The following is a 26108-nucleotide window of genomic DNA, read 5'->3' on the forward strand; positions in this document are numbered from 1 at the left end:
GGGCGCACAGGTCTGGTTGTGGACCGGATTTACGATCCCTGTGCGCCAGGCGACAACCGACGGGGGTTTGTTCGGGGTGTGGTGGCTTGCTGCGTCTAGGTTCACACGCTCGTGAACGCTCGCACAAGGGGTTACGGCGAAGTTTCTTCGTCGTGAACCCTGAGGTATCCGTCACACTATTGTGAATAAGCCGCTCACCAGTATCCTAGTCCGTCATGCCAGTACTGAAAGCCTTTTTCGCGCGCGGTGTCCCGGTGTTTCTTCGTGCCCTCGTGATCGGCGTCCTGATCGAGGTGATCGGCCTCGTTGCTTTTGCCGTGGTGTTACTTGGTGAACTCCTTACTGGCGGTTCCTCCTCACTCGGGGTGAGCCTCTTTCTGATTTTCTTCCTCCTGGGTGTTGCCTGGGTTCTGGTTGTGTCCTGCCGCGCACTTCTCGCGGGACGTCGTTCAGGCCGCGGACCCGTCGTGACCTGGCAGCTCTTTCAGATCGTCGGATCGGTCGCGGCGACCGGCAGCGGCACCGGGGCCTCCGTCCCGGGTGGCTGGGCGGCTCTCACGATCGCTGTGGTAGTGGGCGGTCTGCTCATGACGCCCTCCGTCGTGGCGGCGACGTCGGCGACCGGCTCCGAGGACTGACCTGGGGCTCCAGCACCTGGCAGAGCACGGGTTCGCCGCGGCCGCACCACGCCGCACGGCCCGGTGGGCCACCCGATCCGGCGAGCGTCACCGGAGCCCCGAGTACTACGTCGGCCGCGCGGTCGGTGCCGAGCAGCACCAGCCGCGGCCCCACCCGCGCGGCCAGGCCGCCCACCGACGGGCTGTCGGTCGCGAGCGCGAACGCCACCGCTGACCGCAACGCCGCTGGTGGCAGGGTTCCGCGCACGTCCTCTGCCGCGTCGACGAGCACCAGCGTGCGGCTCGAACCGGTGTCGGTTTCCGCGCCGGGGGCTGCGTCGGGGGCTGCGGCGGCCAGCATGCCGGCGACCGCCCCTGCGTCGTCCGGGCGGACGGTGCCTCCGTAGCCGGGAAAGTGTTCGAGGGGCGCGAACGAGCGCGGATCGCGTGCGATCCCTCGTACTGTCCAGCCCTGCTGCAGTGCGGCGACGGCGAGGGTGACCAGTGCCGTGGTTCGTCCTGAGCGTGCCCGTCCGACGACCGCTAGATGGCCGTCGCCAGGTTTCCACGTGACCGTCGTGCGACGCTGCCGGTCCGGGTCGTCGCCGAGGGCGAGGACGAGTCCGGTCCGGTCGCGCCGGGTCGCCGGTGGCAGGTCGGAGACGGTGGCACGGCGGGGGAGCTGTGGCAGCCACGGCGGGGCGCCCGGGACGTGGCCCAGCTGGTCCGCGGCGCGGCGGGCCGCGTCGACCACGAGCGCTGCGGCGTCCGGCCGTGGGGGAACCGGTCGTGCGGAAGCCGGCCGTGCGGGATCTGGCCGCCCGGGATTCGGTCGGCCGACGGGCTGCTGGTCCGGCGTGCTGCCGGGAGCCGCCGGCCAGGCCGGGGCGCGGCGCACCAGGGGAAGCTCCGCCTCGGGTGGCGCGGTGACGTGTGCGCACTGCAGGGTCACGGGCGGTGCGGATCCCAGACGCAGCACCGCCCGGCCCGGTGCCGTGACCGGGATGTGCGCCGCGGCGGGGTCGTCGAGCACGTCCCGCGACTCGAGGGCGTCGGTGACGCGGAGCGCGATCCGTGCGCTGACGTTGGCCCGCAGGTCCGGCCCGACGGCCCCACCCGGCCGCTGTGTCGCGAGCACCAGGTGCACACCGAGCGACCGCCCCTGTGCCGCGACGCGCAGCAGGGCCGGCAGGAACTCGGGCAAGTCGTCGGCCAGTGCCCGGAACTCGTCGATCACCACGACCAGCCGGGGCAGCACGCCGGGCGGCAGGGCGGCGACGTCCGGCACGCCGTGGGCCGCGAGGACGCGTTCACGACGGCGCAGCTCTGCCCGCAGCCCGGAGAGTGCCCGTGCCGCGAGGCCCGGCTCCAGGTCGGTGACCTGGCCGACGACGTGCGGCAGTCCCGGGCACGCGCCGAGGCTCGCTCCGCCCTTGAAATCGACCAGCACGAGGGCCAGGTCGGCAGGCGAACGGGTCAGGGCGAGCCCGAGCACGAGTGTCTGGAGCAGCTCCGACTTGCCCGACCCGGTCGTGCCGGCGACGAGCAGGTGCGGTCCGTCACGGACCAGGTCGAGGCGTACGGGTGCGCCGTCGGCCCCTGTGCCCAGCGGCACCGCCCAGCTGTCCGCGCTGCCCCAGAGCGTTGCGAGCGCCGGTGGTCCGGGCACTTCGGCAAGGCCGTGGGCCCTGGTCAGGGGCACGACGGCGGGCAGCCGGGCGTCTTCCGGGGGTGCGCCGGGCACGATGCGGCCGAGCCGGGCGGCGCCGGCGAGGAGGCGGGCCAGGTGCTCGGCCCATTCGGTGGTGACGCCGACGAGCGGCACGGTGCGGGCTGCTCCGTCGGGTCCGGTGATCCGGACGCGGCGCGCGTCGAGCACGTCGGCCACGGCGCGGCAGCCGGGCGGTACGGCTCCGACGGACACCACGAGGCGGTCGCCGGGGCCGGTGAGGGGACCGGGGGCCGCTGCGGTGGCGCCGTCGTCGTCCAGGACGACGACGAGCGGCCCGCCCTGGGGGAGCCAGCGGGCCCAGGACCAGCCATGAGTGCCGGGGCCGACCCGTACCTCGGCTCCCCGTGCGGCACGGTCGGCGACGAGCGCGCGGGCGACGGAGCGGGCCAGCTCCCGGGGCCCGAGCACGGCGACGGCGCCGTCGTGCAGCAGTCCCTCCCAGGGGCCGTCGGACGGCGGGGGCAGGAGGCGTGCGGGCGTTGCCGGGGGAGTGCCCGGGGCGCCCGGCGTGCCGGGCGCGCGCGCCGTGGCGTGGGCGGCCAGCGCGGCCGCCCACGCGCCGGGCGACACGTGGTGCGCGGCATGCGCGAACGCCAGGAGACGGGCCGGTCCCGGCAGCTCCTGCGACCGGTTCCGTGGCGCGCCGTCGGTCGCGGTCCGCTGCCGTGCGGCACGAAGCTGCGGGAGCGCCACAGCCAGGCCTACCAGCGCGAACACCGCCAGGAGCGGCTGACGCAGCGCCGCGGCGAGGCTCAGTGACGCGGCCGCGGGGAGCAGCGCGAGCGTCCAGTGCACGCCGCTGTGCGGGGGCGTGGTGCGGGGCATGATCCACGCCGCGGCGCCCCGCGTCCTGCGAACCGCCATGCGCCCGCCCCGCCGCATGCGGGCCCAGACCCGGAGCACGGCCAGCGGTCCGCTGGCCCCGACGACCGTCCCCGCGTCGGACCCGGTCACACGGGCGACGAGCCAGGGCTGGGCCGCGGCGGACGGGAGACCGGGACCCGGTGCCGGCCCGGCCCCGTGCGGGCTCGTCCGCCGTACCCCGAGGACCGCGCCGGGCAGCAGGGGGCGCTCGCCGACCACCTGGTCGTCGGCCAGGGGCTCGCCGTCGACGGCGAAGGTGGCGTACCGCAGCTCCGGACGCCGGACGAGCGTCGCGAGGGGCGCGCGCAGGTCGGCCAGGCGTGTGCCGGGGCGCAGGAGGAGGTCCTCGCCAGGGTGCAGGGTCACGCGCACGGCGCCCTCGGACGACGGGGGTCGGGTCATGGGCCCCAGCCTCGCCGTCCATGCGCCCGGATCGGGGCCGTTGCAGGGGTTCCTGTGCACGATCCCGGTTTCCACAGGCCCGCCGTCGTGCTCGCTACGGCACAACCCCTGGGTGAGTGCCCCTACCCGGGGGCGGCCGGATGTACGACCAGGGGATGACACGGTCCGGGAAGGATCAGGCCGACGCCCGATGCCCAGACGGGTCCCGGCTCCGTAGGTTCGTATCTGCCGGCCGTACCGGGTTCAGACCCGGGAAGGCCGGACCACTTCCGGACAGCGAGCAGGGGACCTCCCCGCACCCGCACCGTCCGGTGCGAGCCGCCACCGGCGACCGCCCGCAGCACAGCCGCAGCAACAACGAAGCTATCGACGACTCGAGGAGCAAACTCGTGGACACCACCGTGTACGTCCCGGCGGACCAGCCGGCCCCCATGCCGGGCAGTGCCGCCCGCGCCGTACGGGCCCGGAGCCTGACCAAGACCTATGGGAAGGGCGAGGCCACCGTGCGGGCCCTGGACGGGGTGGACGTCGACTTCGAGCAGGGCCGGTTCACGGCGATCATGGGCCCGTCGGGCTCGGGCAAGTCGACGCTGATGCACCTGCTCGCGGGGCTGGACTCCGCGACCAGCGGTCAGGCGTTCCTCGGCGAGACGGAGATCACGGGCCTGAACGACAAGGCCCTGACGCGGCTGCGCCGGGACCGGGTCGGGTTCGTGTTCCAGCAGTTCAACCTGTTGCCGATGTTCACGGCCGAGCAGAACATCACGCTCCCGGTCGAGCTCGCGGGCGGCACCGTGGACCGTGCCTGGTTCGACACCCTGGTGGAGACCCTGGGTCTGAGGGGCCGGCTCACGCATCGTCCGGGGGAGCTCTCGGGTGGGCAGCAGCAGCGTGTCGCGATCGCGCGTGCCCTGATCGCCCAGCCTGATGTGGTGTTCGCGGACGAGCCGACCGGCAACCTGGACTCGCGTTCCGGGGCCGAGGTGCTGTCGTTCCTGCGCCGTTCGGTACGCGAGCTGGGCCGCACGATCATCATGGTCACGCACGACCCGTCGGCTGCGGCGTACGCGGACCGCGCTGTCCTGATCGCGGATGGCCGTATCGCGGGCGACATCAGTGATCCCACGCCTGATTCCGCGATGGCCGGGCTGGACGCGCTGCGCACCCTCGAACCCGCCGTCACCAGCCGTCCGGGCAGCACGACCAGCGGGGCAGGTGCCTGATGGCCGGCTCCATGCCCGCAACCCGCCTCACCCTGGGACAGATGCGTCGTAGCGCGGGCCGGCTGGCGTCGGCAGGCGTCGCCATCGCCATCGGTACCGCCTTCGTCGCCGCCACGCTGCTGGCCGGCAACATCATCACCAGCACCACGTACGCCCAGGTCTCGGCGACCCTTGCCGACTCCGACCTGGTGGTCTTCGACGACGCCCAGTCCCTGACCGAGGCCGACGTCGAGGCCGCCCGGGGCGTCGAGGGCGTCGCAGCCGCCGACGCGCAGGAAACGTTCTACACGGAGCTCAACCACGGCGGGAAGTCGATCTTCCAGGGCGTGGTCGGTGCGGCGTCCGACCCGCGGCTCACGCCGCTCGAGGTGTCCGACGGCGAGTGGCCGGCGGCCGGCGACGAGATCGCGCTGCCCGAGGACGTCGCCGAACGGCTCGGCGTCGGCCTCGGTGACACCGTCTCCTCCTCCCGCTGGGTGACGGACACCGAGCCGACGAAGCTCGAGGACGGTTCGGAGACCTACGAGGGTCACGAGGTCGTCGACAAGCTCACGGTGGTCGGCCTCGTCCAGGACCCGTACGACGCCTACAGCGCCATGGGCGGCGCCGCCGTCCTGAGCGCACCCACGCTCGCGCAGTGGATCGCCGACGAGTCGGCGCCGGACATGGCTGCGACGATCGGCACGATAGTCGTCGCGCTCGACGACCCCGCCGCCGTCGAACCGGTGCGCGCCGCCCTGGCGGACGCCGTCCCCGCGGCCACGGACGTCACCACCACCGACGAGCATGCCGAGCAGATGGTGGCCGGCATGTCCGGTGGTCAGGACCTGGTCTTCCTGATCTTCGTCCTGACGTTCGCCGCCGTGGCGCTCGTCGTGGCGGGTCTCGTCATCGCGAACACCTTCCAGGTGCTCGTCGCGCAGCGTTCCCGCACCCTCGCGCTGCTGCGCTGCGTCGGTGCGGGCACCGGCCAGCTCTACCGCAGCGTCCTCCTCGAAGCGGCCATCCTCGGCACGCTCGCGTCCCTCGCGGGCATCGTCGTGGGTAGCGCGCTGGTCCAGGCCGGCCTCATGATCGCACCGGCCTTCGACCTCGGCGTGCCGCTCCCCGAGACCGTCAGCCTCAGCGCACCCGTGTTCATCGCCCCGCTCGCGGTCGGCATCCTCGTCACGCTCACCGCCGCCCTCGCCCCGGCGCGTGCGGCCTCGCGAGTGGCGCCCCTGGCCGCGCTCCGGCCCGCCGACGCCCCGACGCTGGGCAAGGGCGCCGGGCGGGCCCGCGCCGTCCTCGCGACGATCATGTCCGTCGGCGGTTTCGCCTCGCTGGCCCTGGGGATCGTGCTGGGCCTGCAGGGACGCATAGACGTCGGCCTGCTGGCCGCCGTCGGTGGCGGGTCCGTCTCCCTGATCGGCGTGATCATCGGCTCGGTGTTCTGGCTGCCGAAGGTCGCCGCCGGCATCGGCAGGCTCGTGGGCGCGGCAGGGCCGTCGGCCCGGCTCGCGGCGGCGAACACGCTCCGCAACCCGCGCCGGACGGCGGCGACGTCCACCGCGCTGCTGATCGGCGTGACCCTTGTCGGCATGATGACGACGGGTGCCGCCAGTGCACGCACCACCCTGGACAACGAGCTCGACGCCCAGTTCCCCGTCGACGTCGACGTCGCGACCACCACCTACGACGGCGAGCAGATGGCCGCGATGCCCGGTGCGGTCGTCGACGTGGTCGACGGCGTGGGCGGGCTGCGGTCCACCGCGGCGGTCACCGACGCATCGGTCTCCACGGCGGACGAGCAGTGGGTCCCCACGCTCGCAGCGACACCTGACCAGCTGCGCGACGTCGTCAACACGCCTGAGGACTTCGACGCGCTGCAGCCCGGGACGCTCGTCGTCCCGGACGGGGTGGCGAAGAACTACGGCCTCGAGGGCATGGACGAGATCGAGCTCACCGGCCCCGGCGGGAGGACGACCCTCGACATCGTCGGGGTGGACGCCCAGTACGCGTACGCGTTCCTCGTGCCGCAGGACCTCGCGGCCATCTATCCGGACCTCCGGCCCAACCGGGTATGGGCGAGCGTCGCCGAGGGGCAGGACGTCGCCGGCACGGTCGCCTCCGTGCAGGACGCGGTGTCCACCACCGACGAGGTGGTCGAGGTGACCGGCGCGGTGGTCCAGCGGCAGAGCTACCAGCAGGTGATCGACGTGATCCTCGGCATCGTGGTGGGCCTGCTGGCGGTGGCGGTGGTGATCGCCCTGATCGGCGTCGCCAACACCCTGTCGCTGTCCGTCATCGAGCGCACCCGGGAGAACGCCATGCTCCGGGCCATCGGGCTCTCGAAGGCGCAGCTGCGGACCATGCTCGCCATCGAGGGGATGCTCATCGCCGGCGTGGGGGCCGCGCTGGGTGTCGTGCTCGGCGTCCTGTACGGCTGGGCCGGCGCCACCACCGCGCTCTCCTCGATGGGCGACGTGCCGCTCGTGATCCCGTGGGCCGACGTCGCGATGGTGCTCGGCGTGGCCCTCGTGGCCGGGCTGCTCGCCTCCGTCGTGCCGGCGCGGGCCGCGGTCCGTACCCACCCGGTGGCGGCGCTCGCGGCGGAGTAGCCCGCCAGCCCTACCGATCGGCAGTACCGATCAGCAGTACCGGTCAGCACGCGGCCAGCCCCAACGACGACTCGAGGGAGATCTCGTGGACACCATCGTGCACTTCCCGGGGAGCCGGCAGGGCTCCGCGTGCTGACCGCCCACCCCACCACCCGCCTTGCCCTGGGCCAGCTGCGGCGCGGCGTCCGCCGGCTCGCCGCGGCAGGCGTCGCCATAGTCATCAGCACCGCGTTCGTGGCCGCGACGCTGCAGGCCGGAACCATCGTCACCCGCACCACGTACGCCCAGGTGGCCGCGCAGTACGCCTCCGCCGACCTCGTGGTCTTCGACCGCGACGGCACCATGACCTCCGCCGACACGGAGGCGGTACGGGCAGTCGAGGGCGTGGCGGCGGCCGACGGGTTCCACGGCGCCTACGCGGAGCTCAGCCACGGCGGCCGGACGGTCCACCAGTCGCTCGTCGCCAACCCCTCCGACCCGCGGCTGTCGCCCCTGGTCCTGGCCGACGGCGCCTGGGCCGACCGCCCCGACCGCATAGTGCTCCCCGTGGACGCCGCGAAGCTCTTCGGCGTCTCCGTCGGCGACACCGTCGCGTCGACCCGCTGCCTGCGCGGCGGCGACCCCGCCGCCGACAAGGACGGCGCCGAGTGCTACGGCGGCCAGGAGGTCGCCGAGCAGCTGACGGTGTCAGGCCTCGTCGACGACCCGCTGGGCACCTACGCGGCGGGCGGCGGCGTGGCGGTCATCACCGCCGAGGCGCTGGAGAAGCGGATCGCCGACGAGGCGGGCGCGGCCGAGCCGCCAGGCATGCGGACGCTGGTTGTCGCCCTGGACCGGCCCGGCGACGAGGCCGCCCTCGAGGCAGCGAAGAGCGCCCTTGCCGCGGCCGTCCCGTCCGCCACCGAGGTCACCACGCCCGAGGAGCGCGCGGAGGACGTCGTCTCGGCGATCTCCGGCGGCCAGAACATCGTCTACCTCGTGTTCGCCCTCGCTCTCGCCGCCGTCTCCCTGGTGGTCGCGGGACTCGTCATCACGAACACGCTCCAGGTCCTCGTCGCGCGGCGGTCGCGCGACCTCGCGCTCCTGCGCTGCGTGGGTGCGAGCACCGCACAGATCTACCGCGGCGTGCTGCTCGAGGCCGCGATCCTCGGCGCGCTCGCCTCGGTCGCGGGCGTCGCCGTCGGATCCCTGCTCGTGCAGGTGGGGCTCATGGTCGCGCCGGGCTTCGACCTCGGCGTCGCGCTGCCGCCGAGCATCACCCCGAGCGCGCCCGCCCTCCTGATCCCCCTCGCGGCCGGTCTCCTGGTGACCCTTGCCGCCGCGCTCGCCCCGGCCCGGGCCGCGTCCCTCGTCGCCCCGCTCGCCGCCATGCGCCCCGCCGCCGCACCCGGTCGGTGCGGGCCCGCGCGCGGGAGGGCGGTGCTCGCCGTGCTCGCCACCGTCGGAGGGCTCGCGCTCCTGGCATGGGGCGTGGCCCTCGGGATGTCCGGCAGCATCGACGTCGGACTGTTCGCGACGGTTCTCGGCGGCTCCCTGTCGCTGGTCGGCGTCATCGTCGGATCCGTCTTCTGGCTGCCCCGCGTCGCCGCCGCGTTCGGCCGCGTCGCGGGCGTAGGAGGGCCTGCGGCACGCCTGGCGTCGGCCAACACCCTGCGCAACCCGCGGCGGACGGCGGCGACGTCCACCGCGCTGCTCATCGGCGTCACCCTGGTCTCGATGATGACGACCGGTGCCGCGAGCGCACGGGTCGCGATGGACGAGAAGCTGGACGAGCGCTTCCCCGTCGACCTCCAGGCCACGAGCACCACGTACGACAGGGACGGCTCCGCCACGGCCGTCCCCCGAACGGTGCTCGACGCCCTGCGCGGCGCCGACGGACTGCGCACCGTGATCGAGGTGACGAGCGTGTCGGCCGAGCGGGCGGACGGGGGCAGGCCGGTCCAGCTCGCCGTCGTCGACCCGGAGGCGTTGCGGTCGGTAGCGAACACCCCGGTCGACGCGGACGCACTGCGGCCCGGCACCCTCGTGGTCCCTGAGCGGGCGGCCGAGCTGTACGGCTTGGCGGGCCTCGACACGACGGTCCTCACCGGGCCCGACGGTGACGTGACGCTCGACGTCGTGCACAGCGGCTCGCAGGCCGACCGCGCCTATCTGACGCCGCAGGACCTCGCCGCCTTCCACGCGGGCATTTCCGCCGGCGAGGTCTGGGCGAAGGTCGACGAGGGCGCGGACGCCACGTCCGTCGTCTCGGACGTGCAGGAGGCCGTCTCGACCACCGGGGAGACCGTGCGGGTCGCCGGGATGTTCGTCGAGCAGGCCGCCTACCAGAGAATCGTCGAGATGATCCTCGGCATAGTGGTCGGGCTGCTCTCCGTCGCCGTGCTCATCGCCCTCGTCGGTGTCGCCAACACGCTGTCGCTGTCCGTCATGGACCGCACCCGCGAGAACGCCGTGCTCCGGGCCATCGGGCTCTCGAAGGCACAGCTCCGGGCCACGCTCGCCGTCGAGGGCATGGTCATCGCCGTCGTGGGCGCCGTGCTCGGTGTGGTGCTCGGCCTCCTGTACGGCTGGGCGGGCGCCACCACCGCGCTGTCGGCCCTCGGCAGGGTGCCGCTGGTCGTCCCGTGGACCGAGATCCTGGTGGTCCTCGGCGTCGCCCTGGTCGCTGGGCTGGTCGCCTCGGTGGTGCCTGCTCGGGCCGCCGTCCGGACGCATCCGCTGGCGGCGCTCGCGGCGGCGTGAGGGGTGCGGCGGATCAGGAGCCGGGGCGGACCAGGCCGGTCTCGTAGGCGGTGACCACCGCCTGTACGCGGTCGCGGGCGTCGAGCTTCGACAGGATGCGTCCGACGTGCGTCTTGACCGTCGCCTCGGCGACGAACAGGTCGGTGGCGATCTCCGTGTTGGAACGCCCCCGGGCCATGAGCACGAGCACCTCGCGCTCGCGGCTCGTCAGGGCGGCCAGGGCCTCCTGCGGGCCCGCCGCCTCCTCCGGCGGCAGGGCGGTGACCAGGCGCTCCATGAGCCGCCGGGTGGACGACGGCGCGATCACCGCGTCCCCCTGGTGCACCGTCCGGATCGCCGTCAGCAGCTCCTCCGGCTGCGCATCCTTGAGCAGGAAGCCGCTGGCCCCCGCCCGGATGGCATCGAGCACGTACTCGTCCAGGTCGAACGTGGTGAGCACCACCACCCGGGGGTCGCCCGCTGCCGCGGCGGCGCCGTCGGCCAGGAGGGCCCGGGTGGCGGACAGGCCGTCCATCCCGGGCATGCGCACGTCCATCAGCACGACGTCGGTCGCCGTGGTCGCCAGCCGGTGCAGCGCGTCGCGCCCGTCGTCGGCCTCGACCACCACCTGCAGGTCGGGCTGGGAGTCGATGACCATGCGCAGGCCTGCGCGGACCAGTGGCTGGTCGTCGACGAGCGCGACCCGCACGGGCCGGGCGGGTTCGTCGGGGGAGTAGGTCATCGTGCTCCTCGTGTGTCGTTCTGTGTGTCGTTCTGGCCCGCGTGCTCGGCACGCGGGATGGGGATGACGAACCGCACCGAGAAGCCGCCGCCCCGGCGCGGGCCGGCGGAGAGCGTGCCGCCGAACATCTCGGCACGCTCGCGCATCCCGAGCAGGCCGTACCCGGCGGTGGGCGGCGGTTCGTCGGGGCCGGGGGAGCCGTCGGCCGCCAGGCCGCGGCCGTCGTCGTCCACGCGCAGCTCCACCTCTTCCTCGCCCCAGCGCAGCAGGACCGTGACGGCGGGCCGCGGGCCCGCGTGCTTGCGCACGTTGGTGAGCGACTCCTGGCACACCCGGAACAGGGTGAGCCCCACACCGGGCGGCAGGCGTCGCTCGACGCCCACCCGGGCGAACGAGACCCGCAGCCCGTCGTCGCGGGCCTGGTCGACCAGGCCCGCGATGTCGCCGGTATCGGGCTGGGGCCGCAAAGGGGCAGCGCCGCCCGACGGCGGTGGCACCGCGGGCAGGGCGCCGCCCGGTCCGCCGGTGCCGCTCCCTGCGCCCTGAGGGGCCGTGCCGGCGGGTGTCCCGGTGCCCGGCGCCATCAGGCCCAGCGGGGTCGCGGCGCTGGGCTGGTCCTGCCGCAGCACCCCGAGCAGCCGCCGCATGTCGGCGAGGGCGGCACGGCCCGTCTCGGCGATGGTGCCGAGGGAGCGCGCGGCGGCGGCGGGGTCGGCGGCCGCGGCGTACCGCCCGCCGTCGGCCTGCGCGATGATCACCGACAGGGAGTGGGCGACGATGTCGTGCATCTCGCGGGCGATGCGCGACCGCTCGGCCGCCGTGGCGATCTGGGCCTGCTGGTCCCGCTCGATCTCGAGGCGCTCGGCGCGGTCCCGCATCGCGGTGATCATCGCCCGCCGCGACCGGCGCACCAGGCCGAACGCGAACGAGCAGCCGAGCAGGGCCAGGCACAGGATGATCATCGGTGTGACGGACATCGGTGAACCGCCGTTGTAGAGCCACAACGAGATGCCCACGGAGACCGAACCGACCACCGCCATCCCGCAGGCCATCCAGTACGCCCAGCGGGGGCCGTACACCGTCACGCAGTACATCGACACGAGCACCGCCAGGTCGGCCGGGAGCAGCAGCGGGGTGCCCAGCACCGTGATCTGCAGCATGCACACCACGAACACCGCGACGCACGAGGCCACGGGTCGCGTACGGCACCAGGGGAGCGGTGCGAGCACGGCGGCGGAGAGGAGCACGGCCTGGCCGCCGCCGAGGCTGAACGTGCTCGGGGACGACGCGGCGAGGGTCAGTGCGAACAGCGCCGCCAGCAGCGTCCAGCAGAGGTCGACGAGGAACCGGTAGCGCTCCGCCCACTCTGCCCACCGCTCGTACCAACCCATGCAGGTCAGAGTAGGTCGAACCGTTGCGGTGGCGCGTCATACCGTGGTAGCACTTGCGCCATGGCTCGCTCTACCGAAAGGATTCGGTAGTACGGCCGTCCCGTGTGTGCCCGGGTAGCGCCAGAGCGTCGGTTATGCCCTACGATGGCGAAATGACTCACGTACTCCTAGCCGAGGACGACCCGGCCATTGCCGAGCCGTTGGCACGAGCGCTCTCCCGTGAGGGATACGACGTCGTCGTGCAAGGAACCGGCAAAGGTGCGATCGAGAGCTCGACCGGTGCGGACATCGTAGTTCTGGACCTGGGCCTTCCGGACATGGACGGGCTCGATGTCGCGCGCGAGATCAGGGCCAATGGCCTCACCGTGCCCGTGCTGGTGCTGACCGCCCGTGCCGACGAGGTAGACCTCGTCGTGGGCCTTGACGCCGGCGCCGACGACTACGTCACCAAGCCCTTCCGGCTTGCCGAGCTGCTGGCGCGGGTGCGGGCTCTCCTGCGCCGCTCGCACGGCGAGACCGGCGAGGAGGAGGAGCTGCACGCGCAGGACGTCCGCGTCGACGTCTCCGCGCACCGTGCCTTCCAGGGTGACCGCGAGCTGCACCTGACCACCAAGGAGTTCGACCTGCTGCGCGTCCTCGTGCAGAACGCCGGCTCCGTGGTCGTCCGGGACACGCTCATGCGCGACGTCTGGGGCTCGGACCCGGTCGGCTCGACCAAGACGCTGGACATGCACGTCTCCTGGCTGCGTCGCAAGCTCGGCGACGACGCCAACGCACCGCGCTACGTCTCCACCGTGCGCGGTCTCGGCTTCCGCTTCGAGATCGGGGCGAGCTAGCCAGTGCGCGCCCGCGTGCTGCAGGCGACGATCGCCGCGGTTGCGGTCGCCGTCCTGCTCCTGGGTATCCCGCTCGCGATCTTCGGCGCGCGATACATCTACGACCAGGAGGTCGCCCGGGTCGAGACCCGGGCGCAGGACCTTCTGTCGTCCGCGGTCAACTCCTACGAGCGCAACCGCTCCGCCGCCGACACCGGCTTTGTCGACCAGTCGGTGCTGGACCGGGCGGTCCAGCCGCAGAGCACCGACATCGTCGCGCACGTGACGGTGAACCAGCCCGACGGCGTGCAGCTCACCGCGGGCGAGCCCGTGGCCGGAGCCACCATCGACAAGGGGTCCACCTCCGAGGACCAGCCCGTGACGGGCGTGGTGATCTCCGTCTCGGCCTGGCCGGCGTACATCAAGGCGATCAACGTCGTGGTGCTCGTCGTGTTCGGCAGCGTGGGCGCTTTCGCCGCGGGTGCCGTCACGGCCGCCTGGCAGGCGAACCGGCTCGCGCAACCCTTCGTGTACCTGGCGGCCTCGGCCGAACAGCTCGGCGCGGGACAGGTGCGGCCACGGCTGGACCCGTCCGGCGTGGAGGAGATCGACCTGGTCGCGGCCGAGCTGGCGCGGAGCTCCGACCGGCTCGCGGCGCGGCTCGCCGTGGAGAGACAGTTCACGTCGGACGCCTCCCACCAGCTCCGCACACCGCTCACGGCGCTCACCATGCGCCTGGAGGAGATCACGTTCACCTCCACCGAGCCGGACGTGCAGGAGGAGGCCCGGATCTCGCTCGAGCAGGTGGAGCGGCTGGTCGGCGTGGTCGACGATCTCCTCTCCCGCTCGCGGCGCGCCCAGGGCGGCACCACTGAGTCCGTGGACGTCGCCGTCGTCTTCCTCCAGCAGGAGGAGGAGTGGCGCGAGTCCTTCGAACGGGCGGGCCGGCACCTGAACGTCGAGGACTCCGGCGGTGCCCGTGTCCTGGCCACCCCCGGCGCGCTCGCCCAGGTGCTGTCCACTCTGCTGGAGAACTCGCTCAAGCACGGCGACGGCACCACGACCCTGCGGATCCGCGAGGGTCAGCGGGGCGCCATGGCCATCGAGGTCACGGACGAGGGCGCCGGCGTGCCCGAGGACATGCAGGGCAAGATCTTCGAGCGCGGCGTCACGCTGGGCGCCGGGACGGGCCTCGGGCTCGCGCTGGCCAAGGACCTGGTCGCCGCGGACGGCGGAAACCTCCAGCTCACCCAGCGCACGCCGCCGGTGTTCTCGGTGTTCCTGTCGGGCGTGCCCAAGACGCTCGACCCCCACCAGGTGCTGCCGGTGGGGTCGAAGATCTCCAGCTTCGGCCAGAAGAAGGGCCGCGGCCGCCGGTAGGCTTCACTCACGTGAGCGCAACACTCGATTCCCTCCCGGCCGACCGGCCCTCGTCTTCTGTTGAGCCGTCCGGCACCGCCCCGTCTCCATCGGGACCGCCCGTCGTAGCGGTGGTCGGAGGCGGGCAGCTGGCCCGGATGATGGCCCCGGCCGCCGGCGAGCTGGGCATCCACCTGCGGGTCCTGGTGGAGGAGCCGGGGTCGTCCGCCGCGCAGGTCGTGACGGACACGCCGGTGGGTGCGGCCTCGGACGAGGCGGCGATCCGCTCGCTCATCGCGCCCGCCGACGGCGCTGCGGCGTCGGTGCTGACGTTCGAGCACGAGCACGTGCCGAACGCCCTGCTCACGGACCTCATCGAGCACGGGACGCCGGTGCGCCCCGGCCCGCACGCGCTGGTGCAGGCGCAGGACAAGATAGTGATGCGGCAGCGGCTCACGGAGCTCGGCGTGCCGTGCCCGCGGTGGGCTCCGCTGCCGTCGTCGTCCCCCGAGGAAGGGCGGGCCGCCCTGGCGGCCTTCCTGACGGAGGTCGGCGGCGAGGCCGTCGTCAAGACCTCCCGCGGCGGTTACGACGGCAAGGGCGTCCGCGTGGTCTCGTCCCCGGACGACGTCGCCGACTGGTTCGCCGGCGTGGCCGACGGCGGCCCGCCCCTGCTGGTCGAGGAGAAGGTGCCGTTCGTGCGCGAGCTGGCCGCGCTGGTGGCCCGGCGGCCGTCGGGCGAGGTGCGGGCGTGGCCCGTCGTCGAGTCGGTGCAGCGCGACGGCGTGTGCTCCGAGGTGATCGCCCCGGCACCCGGCCTGTCCGCGGAGCTCGACGCCCGCGCGCGCGAGATCGCGAGGACGGTCGCCGAGGGGCTCGACGTGACCGGCGTGCTGGCGGTCGAGATGTTCGAGGTCACCGGAGCGGACGGCGTGCCGACGGTCCTGGTCAACGAGCTCGCCATGCGCCCGCACAACAGCGGCCACTGGACTATCGACGGCGCCGTGACCAGCCAGTTCGAGCAGCACCTGCGCGCCGTCCTGGACCTGCCGCTCGGCGCCACCGAGCCGGTCGCGGCGTGGACCGTCATGGCGAACGTGCTCGGCTCCACGCTGGACGAGCTCACGGACGCGCTGCCGGAGCTGCTCGCGGCCTTCCCGGAGGCGCGCGTGAACCTGTACGGCAAGGGCATCCGGCCGGGACGGAAGCTCGGCCACGTGAACGTGAGCGGCGACGACCTGGACGAGGTCCGGCGTCGGGCGATCGCGGCGGCGGCACTGCTGCGCGGCGAGTCGGCTCCGGTGGTCGAGCTTGTCGAGACCACCACCGAGGAAGAGGCGAACGCATGAGCACCACTCCGCAGATCGGCATACAGGTCGGCATCGTGATGGGGTCGGACTCCGACTGGCCGGTCATGGAGGCAGCCGCCGAGGCGCTGCGCGAGTTCGACGTGCCGGTAGAGGTCGACGTCGTCTCCGCGCACCGCATGCCCACCGAGATGATCGACTACGGGCGGCAGGCCGCGGGCCGCGGCCTGCGCGTGATCATCGCGGGCGCCGGCGGCGCCGCACACCTGCCGGGCATGCTCGCTTCGGTGACGCCGCTGCCCGTGATCGGGGTGCCGGTGCCGCTCAAGTACCTGGACGGCATGGACTCGCTGCTGTCGATAGTGCAGATGCCCGCCGGCGTGCCCGTCGCGACGGTGTCGATCGGCGGGGCGCGCAACGCCGGCCTGCTCGCGGCGCGCATCCTCGCGTCGGGCGAGGGCCCCGCTGCGGCGGCCCTGCGGGAGCGCATGGAGGCGTTCCAGGCGGAGCTGAGCGCGGTGGCGCACGCCAAGGGCGCGAAGCTCCGCGCCCAGCTCTGACCCGACCCGTCGAGAGAACCGGGGCGAGTCCGGACAGACGCTCTACTTCGCCGACTGCCCGCCGGCGAAGTAGAGCGTGTGTCCGGACTCGCCCCGGTTCTACCTCGGCGGAGGGCTACTTCGGCATGCCGCCTACCTCTTGGCCCGCCTCGTATTCGCCGTCGCGGATCTTGGCCCAGAACTCGGGCGTCTGGTTGTCGTCGAGCAGCACCGCCGAGGCACCGGAGGGGGTGCGGAAGCCGATCGACGCGATCGGCGGGGTGCCGGTCACGCCGTCGTCGCCGTTCGCCGTCCGGAAGGCGAGGCCCATCATCGCGATGTCGATGATGCCCGAGTCGGTGTCGGTCACGAGGGCCGAGAGCCCGGCGTCGGCGATCCCGACCTGCATGGCTGGGTTGACCAGGACTGCCGGGTCCGCGACCTTCTTGCCGATCTGGGCGATGACCTGCTGCTGGCGCTGCCCACGGCCGATGTCGCCCGTCGGGTCGGCGTACCGCATCCGCGAGAACGCGAGTGCCGTCTTGCCGTCCGCGACGTGGCAGCCGGCCTTCCACTTGAGCTTCGACTTCACGTCGTGCACGTCGTAGTCCAGGCAGAGCCGCACGCCGCCGACGGCGTCCACGACACCCTCGACGCCGCCGAAACCGACCTCGACGTAGTGGTCCACGGTGAGCCCGCTGAGCGTCTCGACCGTCTTGACCAGCATCGGCGCGCCGCCGTAGGAGTACGCGGCGTTGATCTTGTTGCTGCCCGAGCCGTCGGGCATGACCGCCCAGGTGTCACGCGGGATCGAGATGAGCGCGACCGGCCCCGACGACGGCTTGTGCAGCAGCATGATCGTGTCGGTACGCGCACCCGAGGTGGAGTCGTTGATACCGCCGCTGCCGCGCGCGTCCGAGCCCGCGAGCAGGTACGTCGTACCCGGGGTGTTCGACGCCCCGGACAGCGCCTCGACGTGCTGGATCTTGCCGTTGGCCCAGATCAGGAGCCCGACCGGCCAGGCGATGACGGCGAGCAGCACCAGCACGGCGATGACGCCGGCCACGCGGCCCTTGCGGATGCGGATGTTGCTGCCACCGCGTCCGCCGGAGGCGAGAGCGCCGGCGGGGTAGCCACCAGCACCACCACGACCGCCGCCGGCCGGGGGCCGCGGCGCGCTACGCACCGGCGTCGGACGCACGGGGCCCGCGCTCGCCCGGACCGGGCGGCCCGGCGGGATCGCCTGCGGTGGCTGGCCACCGGCGCGCGGCGCGGTACGCGGCGGGATGGAGCGTGGCGCCCCGCCCGACTCGTTGCGCGCCGGCATCCCCGACCTCCGTGGGACGGGCGGGGGATTGTTGCTCTGGCCGGACACCGGTACCTCCCGAGAAGACTGTCTGCGTATGCGTGGTTCGCTGCGGGCGCCGTCGGAGTGGCCTTCCGGCCGTCCGATACGGTGCGCGCCGCCGACGCCGGGAACCCCGACACCCGGCGTCTCCGCGTTGGCGGGCCCGCCCTGCTCAGGGCTCGACGCCACGCCCGGCAGAGTACGCGGTCTCTCACCGGTGTCACCCACCGGGATGGCATCGTCGGCGCCGGGCCGCCCGCTCACGCCCTGCGGCGTGAAGCTGGGTGGTATCCGGACGCGCGTCACGTCGTCGTCGGCGCCTGGGGCCGATCGGTTCGACGCTCTGGGATCTGACATGGCTAGCCGCAGACCTTGGTGGTGTCGGCGCCGGTGAAGGCTTCTTCGCCGGCTTGCTTGATCTCTGTCGGACTGGGAGAGGGCGAACTGGGAGCGGGCGAGCTGGGAGAGGGCTCGGAGGTACCGTCCGCGCTCTCGTCGTCGCCCGGGGCGGACGGCGACGCGTCGGCGGAAGCCGACGGGCTGGCCGACGGTGCGTCCGGGTCGAAGTCGAGAGGCCTGTCGTGCTTGACGTTGTCCCACAGCTGTACGGCCTCGTCGGTCCAGATCACGTTCGCCGTCTGTACCGGGTCGTACTCGTTGGGGACAGTCATGAAGGTGATCGTGTCAGGCCGCACGTTGCGCATGGAGTAAGCCAACCCGGCGAGTCCGTCGATGCTGGCGAGCTCCTCGTTCATGGTGAGGGATCGGGTCACCGCCTTGAGGAAATTGAGCGACTTGGCGGGGTTCGTCAGGACCTCCTGGCTCAGCACCTTGCGCGCGAGCGAGGCCATGACCTCCTGCTGCCTGCCGATCCGGCCCAGGTCGGAGCCGTCGCCCAGCCCGTCGCCCTTGCGGGCCCGGGCGTAGTCGAGGGCCTTGACGCCCTTGAGGGTGTGCGCACCCGCGTCGAGCGACAGGTGGTTCGCGTCCTCGGAGTAGATCGGCTCCTCGACGCAGACCTCCACGCCGCCGACGGCGTCGACCATCGACGAGAACCCGGCGAAGTCGACGACGATGAAGCCGTTCATGAAGACGCCGGTCAGCTTCTCGACGGTCTTGACCGTGCACAGGGCGCCGTCGGCGACAGTCCCGCCGGCCACCACGCCCTGGGAGAACGCGGCGTTGAACTTGGTGCTGTACAGCTCGGCCGTCGTCGCGCCGTCCTCGGTGGTGCAGCTCGGGACGTCGACCGTCGAGTCGCGGGGGATCGAGATCATCTCGATCCGCGACCGGTCGCCCGAGATGTGCATGACCACGGTGGTGTCCGACCGGGCGCCGGCGTCCTCGCCGCCCGCCAGGTCGCGGTTGTCCCCGCCGCGTGAGTCGCTGCCCATGATCACGATGTTCAGCGGGGTGCCCGCGTTCGGGTCCTTCGGCAGCACCACCTTGGGCCGGTCAGGTCCGAGGACCGTCATCTGGGCGGTCTCGATGTTCCCGGTCAGCTGGGTCACCGCCGCCACCCCGCCCGCGCTCGCGAGCGAGACCGCCGCGACGAGCACCAGCGCCACCGTCCTGGCCGCGCCGCTCATCCCCTTCAGCGTGCGGGCATGGGACGGCCCAGTGGCTGGGCTCGTCGCATCTCCGGCGCTGAAGTCAGGGAACGTCACGGCCTCAGATCCTAGGTGCTGCCCGTTGGACGGCGGCGCGCCCCCCGGGGTCGGACCGTAGAGGGTTCGTGGAGAAGACCGAAGACGTTGTGCGGCAACGTCCGAAACGGCCTGCGACCGGGCATTTCGACGTCTCGGACCGGGGTGCCTACCCCTGTGGCAGCTGCGCCTGCTCCGTGCTCAGCAGACGCGCCAGCCGGGCCTCGTCCTGCTCGAGCTCCGCGGCGGTCGCCGGCGAGGTGAGGACCACCGAGCCGCCACCTGCCCAGACGCCCAGCAGACCCCGCAGCACCTCCGCCACGGGCCCGCGCCCGTCCACCAGGACGCGCGCACCCTCGCCGGGCTCCGGGACCAGGCCCTTGTGCCCGACGGCGCCCGCAGCGGTCACCAGCGCCTCCTGGTCGGGGTCGACCTCCGGCACCCAGCCGATGGCGTCGCCGTAGGTCATCACCGCGGAGGCCGCGTCGATGGCGCCGGACGGCAGCTCGCCGTCGTACCGGCGGGCGAGCGCGGGCAGCGAGACGACGACGAGGTCCGCCCCGTCGTCGGACCAGCGGTCCGGGCTGTCGGTGACCACCACGTCCGGGTACGCCCCCTCGGCGCCGGGGAGCACGACCGTCACGCCCGCGCGCCAGGCCGCCAGCGTCCACACCGCGGTGCGCCAGTGCACGGGCAGGTCGACGACGATCCGCGTGCCGGGGGCGGCGTCGAACTCCTCGACGAGCAGGTTGACGGTCTTGCTCGCCCAGTTGGCGAGGACCGCGCCGGAGAGCTCGACGCGCTCGCCGTCGTCCCCGTACCAGGTGAGGCGGGGCTGGCCGCCGTCGGCGGCGAGGCGGGCGAGGAGGGTGGCGACGTCGGGCACGGGGCCGCCGCTGCGGGGAGCGATCTGCATGCCGCCAGCCTAAGACGTCGGGGATCGCTGTCCCGGTCTCGGGCAGGCACATCTCGGACCTTCGGCGTGGCGACTCGCCGGGTGTCCCGACATATCAAAAACGGGGCAGTAGGTGAGACGTACGCCACGACCTGCGGAAGGACTGGTGAATTACCCGTGGAATCCGTGGGCGATAGCACATTTCCGCTTGACGACTCCAGGCGACACGCGTGTAATTCCATGTATGCAGTTTTCGTAGCGCATATGCAACGGGGTCTCGAAGCTGCACGTCTGGCCAGGCACGATGGATCGGCAAGACAGATCGGCAGATGGATCGGCATGGTCGGCCGGCAAGGCCCGGAGCACGGACACGGCATGGAGGGGCACGTCATGTGGAACATTCTGGAATCGGACGTGGAGTTCCCGACTGACGCCGAGAACACGGCGGCGCCGGTTGCACGGGTCCTGCCGCTTTTCGGTGAGCTGTACGAGCTGACCGAACCGGACGACTCCCTGCTCGGCTGGCAGGAGCGCGCCCTGTGCGCGCAGACCGACCCGGAGGCCTTCTTCCCGGAGAAGGGCGGGTCCACCCGCGAGGCCAAGAAGGTCTGTTCCGGCTGCGAGGTCAGGGCCGAGTGCCTGGACTACGCGCTGGAGAACGACGAGCGGTTCGGTATCTGGGGCGGTCTCTCGGAGCGTGAGCGGCGCAAGCTGAAGCGCCGCGCCGTCTGAGGTCTGCGCTGGAGGATGCGTGCCTCGACCGGCGCGTCTGCGGCGTGTCGGCGCAGACGCGCCGCATCATGTGAAGCGAGATGAGCGCTCCACGTACCGACAGCCTGTCGGCTCCCAGCCCAGACCGTGGTCCCTACGAGGACACGGTCGGTCCCGTCTGGGCCAAGGTCCCGGCCCAGACGGCCACCGCCGCGCCGGTGGCCGTCACGGTCACCGCCGTCGTCGTGACACGCGGCAGCAGTCCCTACCTCGCCGCGACGCTCGCGGCGCTCAGGACGCAGTCCCGCACCCCTGACTCCGTCGTGGTCGTCGACGTCGACACCGCACCCGCTACGTCCGGCCACCAGGACCTGCAGCTCGGCGGTGCGCGCTTCGTGGCCGGTGCGGGCGCCCGCACCTTCGGCGACGCGGTGGAGGCGGCGCTCGCCGCCGTCGGCACCCCGGAGCAGGGCTGGCTCTGGTTCCTGCACGACGACTCCGCCCCCGCCCCGGGCGCCCTGGCGGCCCTCACCCGTTCGGTGGAGCACTCGAACGCCGTGGCCGTGGCGGGCTGCAAGCAGCGGCGCTGGGAGACGGGCCCGGACGGCACACCCCTCGACCCCGACCTGTCCGACCGGGGTGTGCTCGTCGAGGTGGGGCACACCGTCTCGCCGCTCGGCCGGCGCATGACCGGCATCGACGACACGGAGATCGACCAGGGACAGCACGACGCGCGCGAGGACGTGCTCGCCGTCGGCCTCGCCGGGGCGCTGGTGCGGGCGTCGGTCTGGCGCGAGGTCGGCGGCACCGACCCGGCCTACGGCCAGCTCGGCGACTCGACGGACTTCTGCCTGCGGGTCCGGCTCGCCGGCCACCGGGTGGTCGTCGTGCCCGACGCCGTGGTGCGGCACGCGCAGGTCGCACTGCACGCTCCCGGCTCCTCGGGGGCCCGGCGCCGCAGCCAGCTCTACCTGCGGCTGACGTCGGTGGCGCCGTGGATCCTGCCGTTCGCGATGTTCGCGATGGTGCTGTGGGCGCCGTTCGCCGCGAGCTACCGGCTCGCGATGAAGCAGCCCGACCAGGCGCGCGACGAGCTGCTCGCACCGCTGTGGGCCGTGTTCCGGCTGGGGCCGCTGCTGCGCGCCCGACGCCGGATCGCGCGCACCTCGACAGTACCCCGCAGCGTCCTGCGGCCACTGCTGGGCACCTGGCGCGAGGTGGCCGCCGAGCGGCGCGACAAGCGGCTCGCCCGCGGCGAGGCGCACCGGGTGGACGCCGCCCCGTCCGAGCTGGAGCAGGCAGAGCTGCAGGCGCTCGCCGTCCGTCGCCGGGCCGCACTGGCTGCCGTGGTGCTCTCCGCCGTCGGCCTGACGGCGGCGCTGTTCGGGCCCGCCCTCGGCGCCCTCGCGGCCGGCGGACGCCTGGTCGGCGGCGCGCTGCTGCCGGCGGGCGGCACGACGGCGACCACCTGGTCGGCGGCGACGTCCGGCTGGGTACGCGACGGGCTCGGCACCGCCGCCCCGGCGGACCCGCTGCTGTTCGTGCTGACCGGCCTCTCCGCACTGGCCGGCGGATCGCTGCAGCACGCAGTGGACGCCGTGCTCCTGCTCGCACTGCCCGTCGCCGCCGTCGGGGCATGGGCAGCGGCCGGCACGGTGACCCGTTCGGTGTGGCTGCGCGCGCTCGCGGCGTTCGCCTGGACCGTTGCCCCCGCCTTCCTCGGAGCGCTGGACGGTGGCCTGCTCGGCGGGGTGCTGGCGCATGCGCTGCTGCCCTGGACGGCCGTCGCGCTGGTCCGTGCGGTGGGCGTCCAGGCGGTCGACAGGCTCGGGCCGCCCGACGGCGCCGCGGAGGAGCCGGCAGGCGTCACCGCCCGTGCGTCCCGGACGAGCTCCGGCTCGCTGGGCGCCGCAGGTGCGAGCGGTCTGCTGCTCGCCTGCGTGGTGGCCGGAGCGCCCGCGCTGCTCCCGGCGGCCGTCGCGGTGCTGCTCGGGGCGCTGCTCGTGGCCCCGCGCCGCCGCATCTACCTCGCGCTCGCGGTGGTACCGGCGTTCGTGGTCGGTGCCCCGCTCTGGTGGACGGCACTGCGCCACGGCAACAGCAGGCTGCTCACGACAGAGCCGCTGGCCGGGTCCGGCGTCCCGGCACCGGGCACCACATCGGGCCTCGAGCTGCTGCTCGGCCTGCCCGCGGTCCCCGCCCCCTGGTTCGACGTGCCCGGTGCCGGCCTCGTGCCGTCCGCCGTCCGCGCGATCGTGGCGGCGGGCCCCTGGGCGCTCGGCGCGCTGGTGCTCGCGCTCGCGGCGGTCGGTCTCGGCGCGGCGCTGGTGGGCATCGGCCGCAGGCGGGTCCCGGAGTCGGCACAGCACGTCGCCGCGACGTCGCTCGTGGGCTGGCTGGTCGCGGCGGCGGGCCTCGCCGTCGCGGTCGTGGCCCAGGGCGACGGCAGGTGGTCCGGCCCCGGGCTGTCGCTGGTCCTGCTCGGCCTGAGCGCCGCCGCCCTCGCGGGTGTCCGTGCGCTCGCCGACAGCGGGGCGTCGCTCCGGGGCTTCCTCGGTTCGGCGCGCAAGGTCGCGGTGGTCGCTCTGGTGGTGGTCGCGCTCCTGCTTCCCGCCGCGCAGGCGGCCGCGTGGCTGTCCGGCTCGGGCAGCATCGCGGGCTCCGGGCGGAGCGGCATGCTGCACGTGACCACCGACCCGGTGGTGCCCGCCGTCGGGCAGCAGATGCAGGCTCCGCCTCGGCAGGCACGTGTGCTGGAGGTGGGGTTCGCCGGTGAGGCCGGCAGCACCGGCGCCGCGGACGACACGGTGCAGTACGCCCTCCTGCGGGCCGACGGCTCGCAGCTCGCCGACATCTCCGCGACGGCCAGGGCGACGGCGGACGATCGGGCCGGGGCGGGCGACGAACCGGTGGGCACCCTGGACGACGCGGTCGCGGCGCTGGTGTCCGGCGCCACCGAGGGAGTGCCGGAACAGCTCGCCGACCTCGGGATCGGTGCGGTCCAGGTCCGGTCGCACGGCCTGAGCGCGACGCCCGGGACGGATCCCGCGCGCGCCGTCGGCGACCTCGTGGCGACGCTCGACATGGTGCCTGGCATGAGCCGGGTCACCGAGGGGCAGGCGATCTCCGTGTGGCGGGTCGCGCCGGTGGGCGAACCCGCGCCGGGCTGGGCCCGCATCGAGGAGTCGGGCGCCACGGAGCGGGTGCTGCCGTCCGGGGGAACCGCCGTCCGCGCCGACGTGACCGCGGGCGGTGCGGACCGCGCCGTCGTGCTCGCGGAGGCAGCAGGACCGGGCTGGCACGCGACCCTCGACGGACGCCGGCTGGAGCCGGTGGCCGTCGAGGAGTCGGCGGGCCTGCAGGCGTTCGCGCTCGGGCCTGACGCCGGGCACCTCGTGGTGCGCTACGAGGCGCCCCACCGCACCGTATGGCTGGTGCTCACGACGTTCACGCTGGTGGTCTTCGCCCTGCTGGCCCTGCCGGTGGGACGCAGGAGGGTTCGATGAAGCGCAAGAAGCTGGTGGTGCCGCCGGTCGCCCGGCGAGCGGCCGCGGCGGTGGGTGGCCTCCTCTGCGCGATGGCGGTCGCCGCCCTCGCCACGACGGGCGGCGGCGAGCGGGTCACGCCACCGGCGGACGCCGTACGCGCCGTCCCCGTGGCCGCGGCCGAGACCGGGCTGGTCTGCCCCATGCCCGCCGAGCTGCAGCAGCCGGACGTCGGCGACGACGAGTTCAGCGCGGTCCGCGGCGAGACCACGACGTCGCTCACCGCCGCGGTGCTGGACGGCGCGGAGGGTGCGGAGCCCTCGGTCACCACCCTGGACGGGTCCGCGGCGCCGGACCTCCCCGGCCCGCTCGTGGCCGGTGGCGTAGCGGCGGTGCGCGAGGGCGCGGTCACCGGGCCGCGCACGGTGCGCGTGACGCCGAGCGGCGCCACCTACGCGACGGGGACCGTCGCGTCGGTGACGACCGACGGTGACCTGCGCGGCATGGTCGCGGGGCCGTGCGCGGTGCCGTCCGTCGAGCACTGGCTGGTCGGCGGCAGCACCTCGGTGGGTTCGAGCGGCCGCCTGGTGCTGCAGAACCCCGGCCGGACGCCGGCCACCGTGTCGCTCGAGGCCTGGGGTGCGTCCGGTCCCGTGGTGCTGGGGAGCCAGTCGCTCGTCGTCGTGCCGCCGGGGGAGCAGGTCGTCACCATGCTCGAGGCCGTCGCGCCCGACCAGAGCCGGCTCGCGCTGCACGTCACCGCCGAGGGCGGCCGCGTGGGCGCCTACGTGCAGCACCACCGCATCGAGGGCCTGGTGCCCGCGGGCGCCGACCTCGTCGTGGGCGGGGCCGCGCCGTCCCGCACGACAGCGGTCTCAGGCGTGGTCAGCACCGGCGAGCCGGTGGACGACCCGCACGCGCCGCGCCTCGACCTGCTGACTCCCGGCACGGCGGCCGGCACGGCGAACCTCGCGGTGCTCGGGCCTGACGGACCGGTCCGGCTGCGTGGGGGCGAGGAGCTGCCTCTCGAACCGGGCAAGGTCACCACCCTGCCCCTGGGCGGGCTGCCCGCAGGTGCCTACACGGTCGTCGTGGACGCCGACGTGCCGGTCGTCGCCGGCGGTGTCCTGGACAAGAAGGGCTCCGCCGCCGACGACGCCGTCATCGACGAGGACCCCTACGACCGCGCCTGGCTGGCCGGGCAGGCGGTGCGCCCGACAGGCCCGGTGGCCGACGGCGCGGTCGCCGTTCCCGACCATGCCGCGTACTCGGTGACGCTGAGCGGTGTGCCCGGCGAACGCGACCCGGACCGGATCGACGACGTGGACGGCAGCACCACGGTGGCGCTGCGCGGCGTCGGGCCGGACGGCGAGGAGGCCTGGACCCGCACGGTGGAGGTGCCCACCGGCGAGACCGTCGAGCTCGAGTGGGAAGAGCTGGAGGAGCTCGGCGACACCGTCGCGGTGGTCGCGGAGCAGCCCGCCGGGCAGCCAGGCGTCGTCTGGTCGGTACGCATCGCCGAGGACAGCGACACGACCCTGTTCTCCGTGCTCTCGCCGACCGCGCCGCTGGCCGCGGGCGGGGACGTGCACGTGCGCCGGGTCGACGCGGCCGGCTGAGCCGGAGGTGAAGCGCAGGGTGAGGCCGCAGCGAAGCAAGGCGCTCGCCCGGAGCGGAACAACAGGCTCAGCCGATACAAGTAGAGCCTGAG

17 protein-coding genes are annotated in these 26108 nt (G+C 73.7%); 11 read left to right on the forward strand and 6 right to left on the reverse strand.

Annotated elements, in window-relative coordinates; translation table 11 throughout:
- The first annotated feature begins 215 nt into the window (after window positions 1-215).
- On the forward strand, window positions 216-638 hold the full coding sequence (locus ACFO6V_RS25330) for a hypothetical protein (protein ID WP_377141078.1): 423 nt from the start codon (window positions 216-218) through the stop codon (window positions 636-638).
- Here ACFO6V_RS25330 and ACFO6V_RS25335 read toward each other — a convergent pair.
- Window positions 586-3615, reverse strand: coding sequence for an FtsK/SpoIIIE domain-containing protein (locus tag ACFO6V_RS25335; protein WP_377141081.1), 3030 nt, complete (start codon window positions 3613-3615; stop codon window positions 586-588). The two genes, ACFO6V_RS25330 and ACFO6V_RS25335, sit on opposite strands and share 53 nt — an antisense overlap.
- A 389-nt stretch (window positions 3616-4004) precedes the next feature.
- Here ACFO6V_RS25335 and ACFO6V_RS25340 point away from each other — a divergent pair, with 389 nt between their 5' ends.
- The 3 genes from ACFO6V_RS25340 (at window position 4005) to ACFO6V_RS25350 (ending at window position 10180) form a co-directional block, all read left to right on the forward strand.
- The gene (locus tag ACFO6V_RS25340) at window positions 4005-4838 is read left to right on the forward strand and encodes an ABC transporter ATP-binding protein (RefSeq protein ID WP_377141084.1); all 834 of its coding nucleotides are present in this window, start codon (window positions 4005-4007) and stop codon (window positions 4836-4838) included.
- Between the two features lie 41 nt (window positions 4839-4879).
- Window positions 4880-7438 (forward strand): ABC transporter permease, encoded by a 2559-nt coding sequence (locus ACFO6V_RS25345; RefSeq protein WP_377141087.1) that lies wholly within the window; start codon window positions 4880-4882, stop codon window positions 7436-7438.
- A gap of 129 nt (window positions 7439-7567) precedes the next feature.
- Complete coding sequence (locus ACFO6V_RS25350; RefSeq protein WP_377141090.1) at window positions 7568-10180, forward strand: FtsX-like permease family protein; 2613 nt, start codon at window positions 7568-7570, stop codon at window positions 10178-10180.
- A gap of 13 nt (window positions 10181-10193) precedes the next feature.
- On the opposite strand, the gene ACFO6V_RS25355 is transcribed toward ACFO6V_RS25350, so the two are convergent.
- Both ACFO6V_RS25355 and ACFO6V_RS25360 read right to left on the reverse strand, forming a co-directional pair.
- A complete protein-coding gene (locus ACFO6V_RS25355) occupies window positions 10194-10901 on the reverse strand; it encodes a response regulator (RefSeq protein WP_377141093.1) in 708 nt (235 codons plus the stop codon).
- Window positions 10898-12292 (reverse strand): sensor histidine kinase, encoded by a 1395-nt coding sequence (locus ACFO6V_RS25360; protein WP_377141096.1) that lies wholly within the window; start codon window positions 12290-12292, stop codon window positions 10898-10900. The genes ACFO6V_RS25355 and ACFO6V_RS25360 overlap by 4 nt, the downstream gene beginning before the upstream one ends.
- A 152-nt stretch (window positions 12293-12444) precedes the next feature.
- Here ACFO6V_RS25360 and ACFO6V_RS25365 point away from each other — a divergent pair, with 152 nt between their 5' ends.
- From ACFO6V_RS25365 to purE, 4 genes are all read left to right on the forward strand, one after another.
- Window positions 12445-13128, forward strand: a complete 684-nt coding sequence (locus ACFO6V_RS25365) for a response regulator transcription factor (RefSeq protein WP_026366105.1) — start codon at window positions 12445-12447, stop codon at window positions 13126-13128.
- 3 nt (window positions 13129-13131) lie between these two features.
- Window positions 13132-14487: a sensor histidine kinase gene (locus ACFO6V_RS25370; protein WP_377141099.1), complete on the forward strand. Its 1356-nt coding sequence runs from the start codon at window positions 13132-13134 to the stop codon at window positions 14485-14487.
- 137 nt (window positions 14488-14624) lie between these two features.
- A complete protein-coding gene (locus ACFO6V_RS25375) occupies window positions 14625-15815 on the forward strand; it encodes a 5-(carboxyamino)imidazole ribonucleotide synthase (RefSeq protein WP_377141182.1) in 1191 nt (396 codons plus the stop codon).
- Window positions 15812-16333, forward strand: coding sequence for a 5-(carboxyamino)imidazole ribonucleotide mutase (gene purE / locus ACFO6V_RS25380; protein WP_377141102.1), 522 nt, complete (start codon window positions 15812-15814; stop codon window positions 16331-16333). The genes ACFO6V_RS25375 and purE overlap by 4 nt, the downstream gene beginning before the upstream one ends.
- A gap of 115 nt (window positions 16334-16448) precedes the next feature.
- Here purE and ACFO6V_RS25385 read toward each other — a convergent pair whose 3' ends face one another.
- From ACFO6V_RS25385 to ACFO6V_RS25395, 3 genes are all read right to left on the reverse strand, one after another.
- The gene (locus ACFO6V_RS25385) at window positions 16449-17639 is read right to left on the reverse strand and encodes an LCP family protein (RefSeq protein WP_377141105.1); all 1191 of its coding nucleotides are present in this window, start codon (window positions 17637-17639) and stop codon (window positions 16449-16451) included.
- 380 nt (window positions 17640-18019) lie between these two features.
- Window positions 18020-19327, reverse strand: coding sequence for an LCP family protein (locus ACFO6V_RS25390; RefSeq protein ID WP_377141108.1), 1308 nt, complete (start codon window positions 19325-19327; stop codon window positions 18020-18022).
- Between the two features lie 148 nt (window positions 19328-19475).
- Window positions 19476-20222, reverse strand: a complete 747-nt coding sequence (locus ACFO6V_RS25395; RefSeq protein WP_377141111.1) for a TIGR03089 family protein — start codon at window positions 20220-20222, stop codon at window positions 19476-19478.
- A 369-nt stretch (window positions 20223-20591) separates the two neighbouring features.
- Here ACFO6V_RS25395 and ACFO6V_RS25400 point away from each other — a divergent pair, with 369 nt between their 5' ends.
- From ACFO6V_RS25400 to ACFO6V_RS25410, 3 genes are all read left to right on the forward strand, one after another.
- Window positions 20592-20933 carry a WhiB family transcriptional regulator gene (locus ACFO6V_RS25400; protein ID WP_357449210.1) on the forward strand — a complete coding sequence of 114 codons (342 nt, stop codon included), beginning with the start codon at window positions 20592-20594 and terminating at the stop codon, window positions 20931-20933.
- An 80-nt stretch (window positions 20934-21013) separates the two neighbouring features.
- Window positions 21014-24418: a glycosyltransferase gene (locus ACFO6V_RS25405; RefSeq protein ID WP_377141114.1), complete on the forward strand. Its 3405-nt coding sequence runs from the start codon at window positions 21014-21016 to the stop codon at window positions 24416-24418.
- Complete coding sequence (locus tag ACFO6V_RS25410) at window positions 24415-26016, forward strand: DUF5719 family protein (RefSeq protein ID WP_377141117.1); 1602 nt, start codon at window positions 24415-24417, stop codon at window positions 26014-26016. The genes ACFO6V_RS25405 and ACFO6V_RS25410 overlap by 4 nt, the downstream gene beginning before the upstream one ends.
- Window positions 26017-26108 lie beyond the last annotated feature (92 nt).

The sequence above is a fragment of the Promicromonospora alba genome, from assembly GCF_042654905.1.
GTDB lineage: Bacteria > Actinomycetota > Actinomycetes > Actinomycetales > Cellulomonadaceae > Promicromonospora > Promicromonospora alba.

What these genes read in the sequence shown, in the direction of transcription:
- ACFO6V_RS25345 (WP_377141087.1), top strand. Translation starts at nt 4,880, where the DNA reads ATGCGTCGTAGCGCGGGCCGGCTGGCGTCGGCAGGCGTCGCCATCGCC.
- ACFO6V_RS25405 (WP_377141114.1), top strand. Translation starts at nt 21,014, where the DNA reads ATGAGCGCTCCACGTACCGACAGCCTGTCGGCTCCCAGCCCAGACCGT.
- ACFO6V_RS25355 (WP_377141093.1), bottom strand. Translation starts at nt 10,901, where the DNA reads ATGACCTACTCCCCCGACGAACCCGCCCGGCCCGTGCGGGTCGCGCTC.
- ACFO6V_RS25385 (WP_377141105.1), bottom strand. Translation starts at nt 17,639, where the DNA reads ATGCCGGCGCGCAACGAGTCGGGCGGGGCGCCACGCTCCATCCCGCCG.
- ACFO6V_RS25410 (WP_377141117.1), top strand. Translation starts at nt 24,415, where the DNA reads ATGAAGCGCAAGAAGCTGGTGGTGCCGCCGGTCGCCCGGCGAGCGGCC.
- ACFO6V_RS25400 (WP_357449210.1), top strand. Translation starts at nt 20,592, where the DNA reads ATGTGGAACATTCTGGAATCGGACGTGGAGTTCCCGACTGACGCCGAG.
- ACFO6V_RS25365 (WP_026366105.1), top strand. Translation starts at nt 12,445, where the DNA reads ATGACTCACGTACTCCTAGCCGAGGACGACCCGGCCATTGCCGAGCCG.
- ACFO6V_RS25330 (WP_377141078.1), top strand. Translation starts at nt 216, where the DNA reads ATGCCAGTACTGAAAGCCTTTTTCGCGCGCGGTGTCCCGGTGTTTCTT.
- ACFO6V_RS25395 (WP_377141111.1), bottom strand. Translation starts at nt 20,222, where the DNA reads ATGCAGATCGCTCCCCGCAGCGGCGGCCCCGTGCCCGACGTCGCCACC.
- ACFO6V_RS25360 (WP_377141096.1), bottom strand. Translation starts at nt 12,292, where the DNA reads ATGGGTTGGTACGAGCGGTGGGCAGAGTGGGCGGAGCGCTACCGGTTC.
- ACFO6V_RS25335 (WP_377141081.1), bottom strand. Translation starts at nt 3,615, where the DNA reads ATGACCCGACCCCCGTCGTCCGAGGGCGCCGTGCGCGTGACCCTGCAC.
- purE (WP_377141102.1), top strand. Translation starts at nt 15,812, where the DNA reads ATGAGCACCACTCCGCAGATCGGCATACAGGTCGGCATCGTGATGGGG.
- ACFO6V_RS25375 (WP_377141182.1), top strand. Translation starts at nt 14,625, where the DNA reads ATGATGGCCCCGGCCGCCGGCGAGCTGGGCATCCACCTGCGGGTCCTG.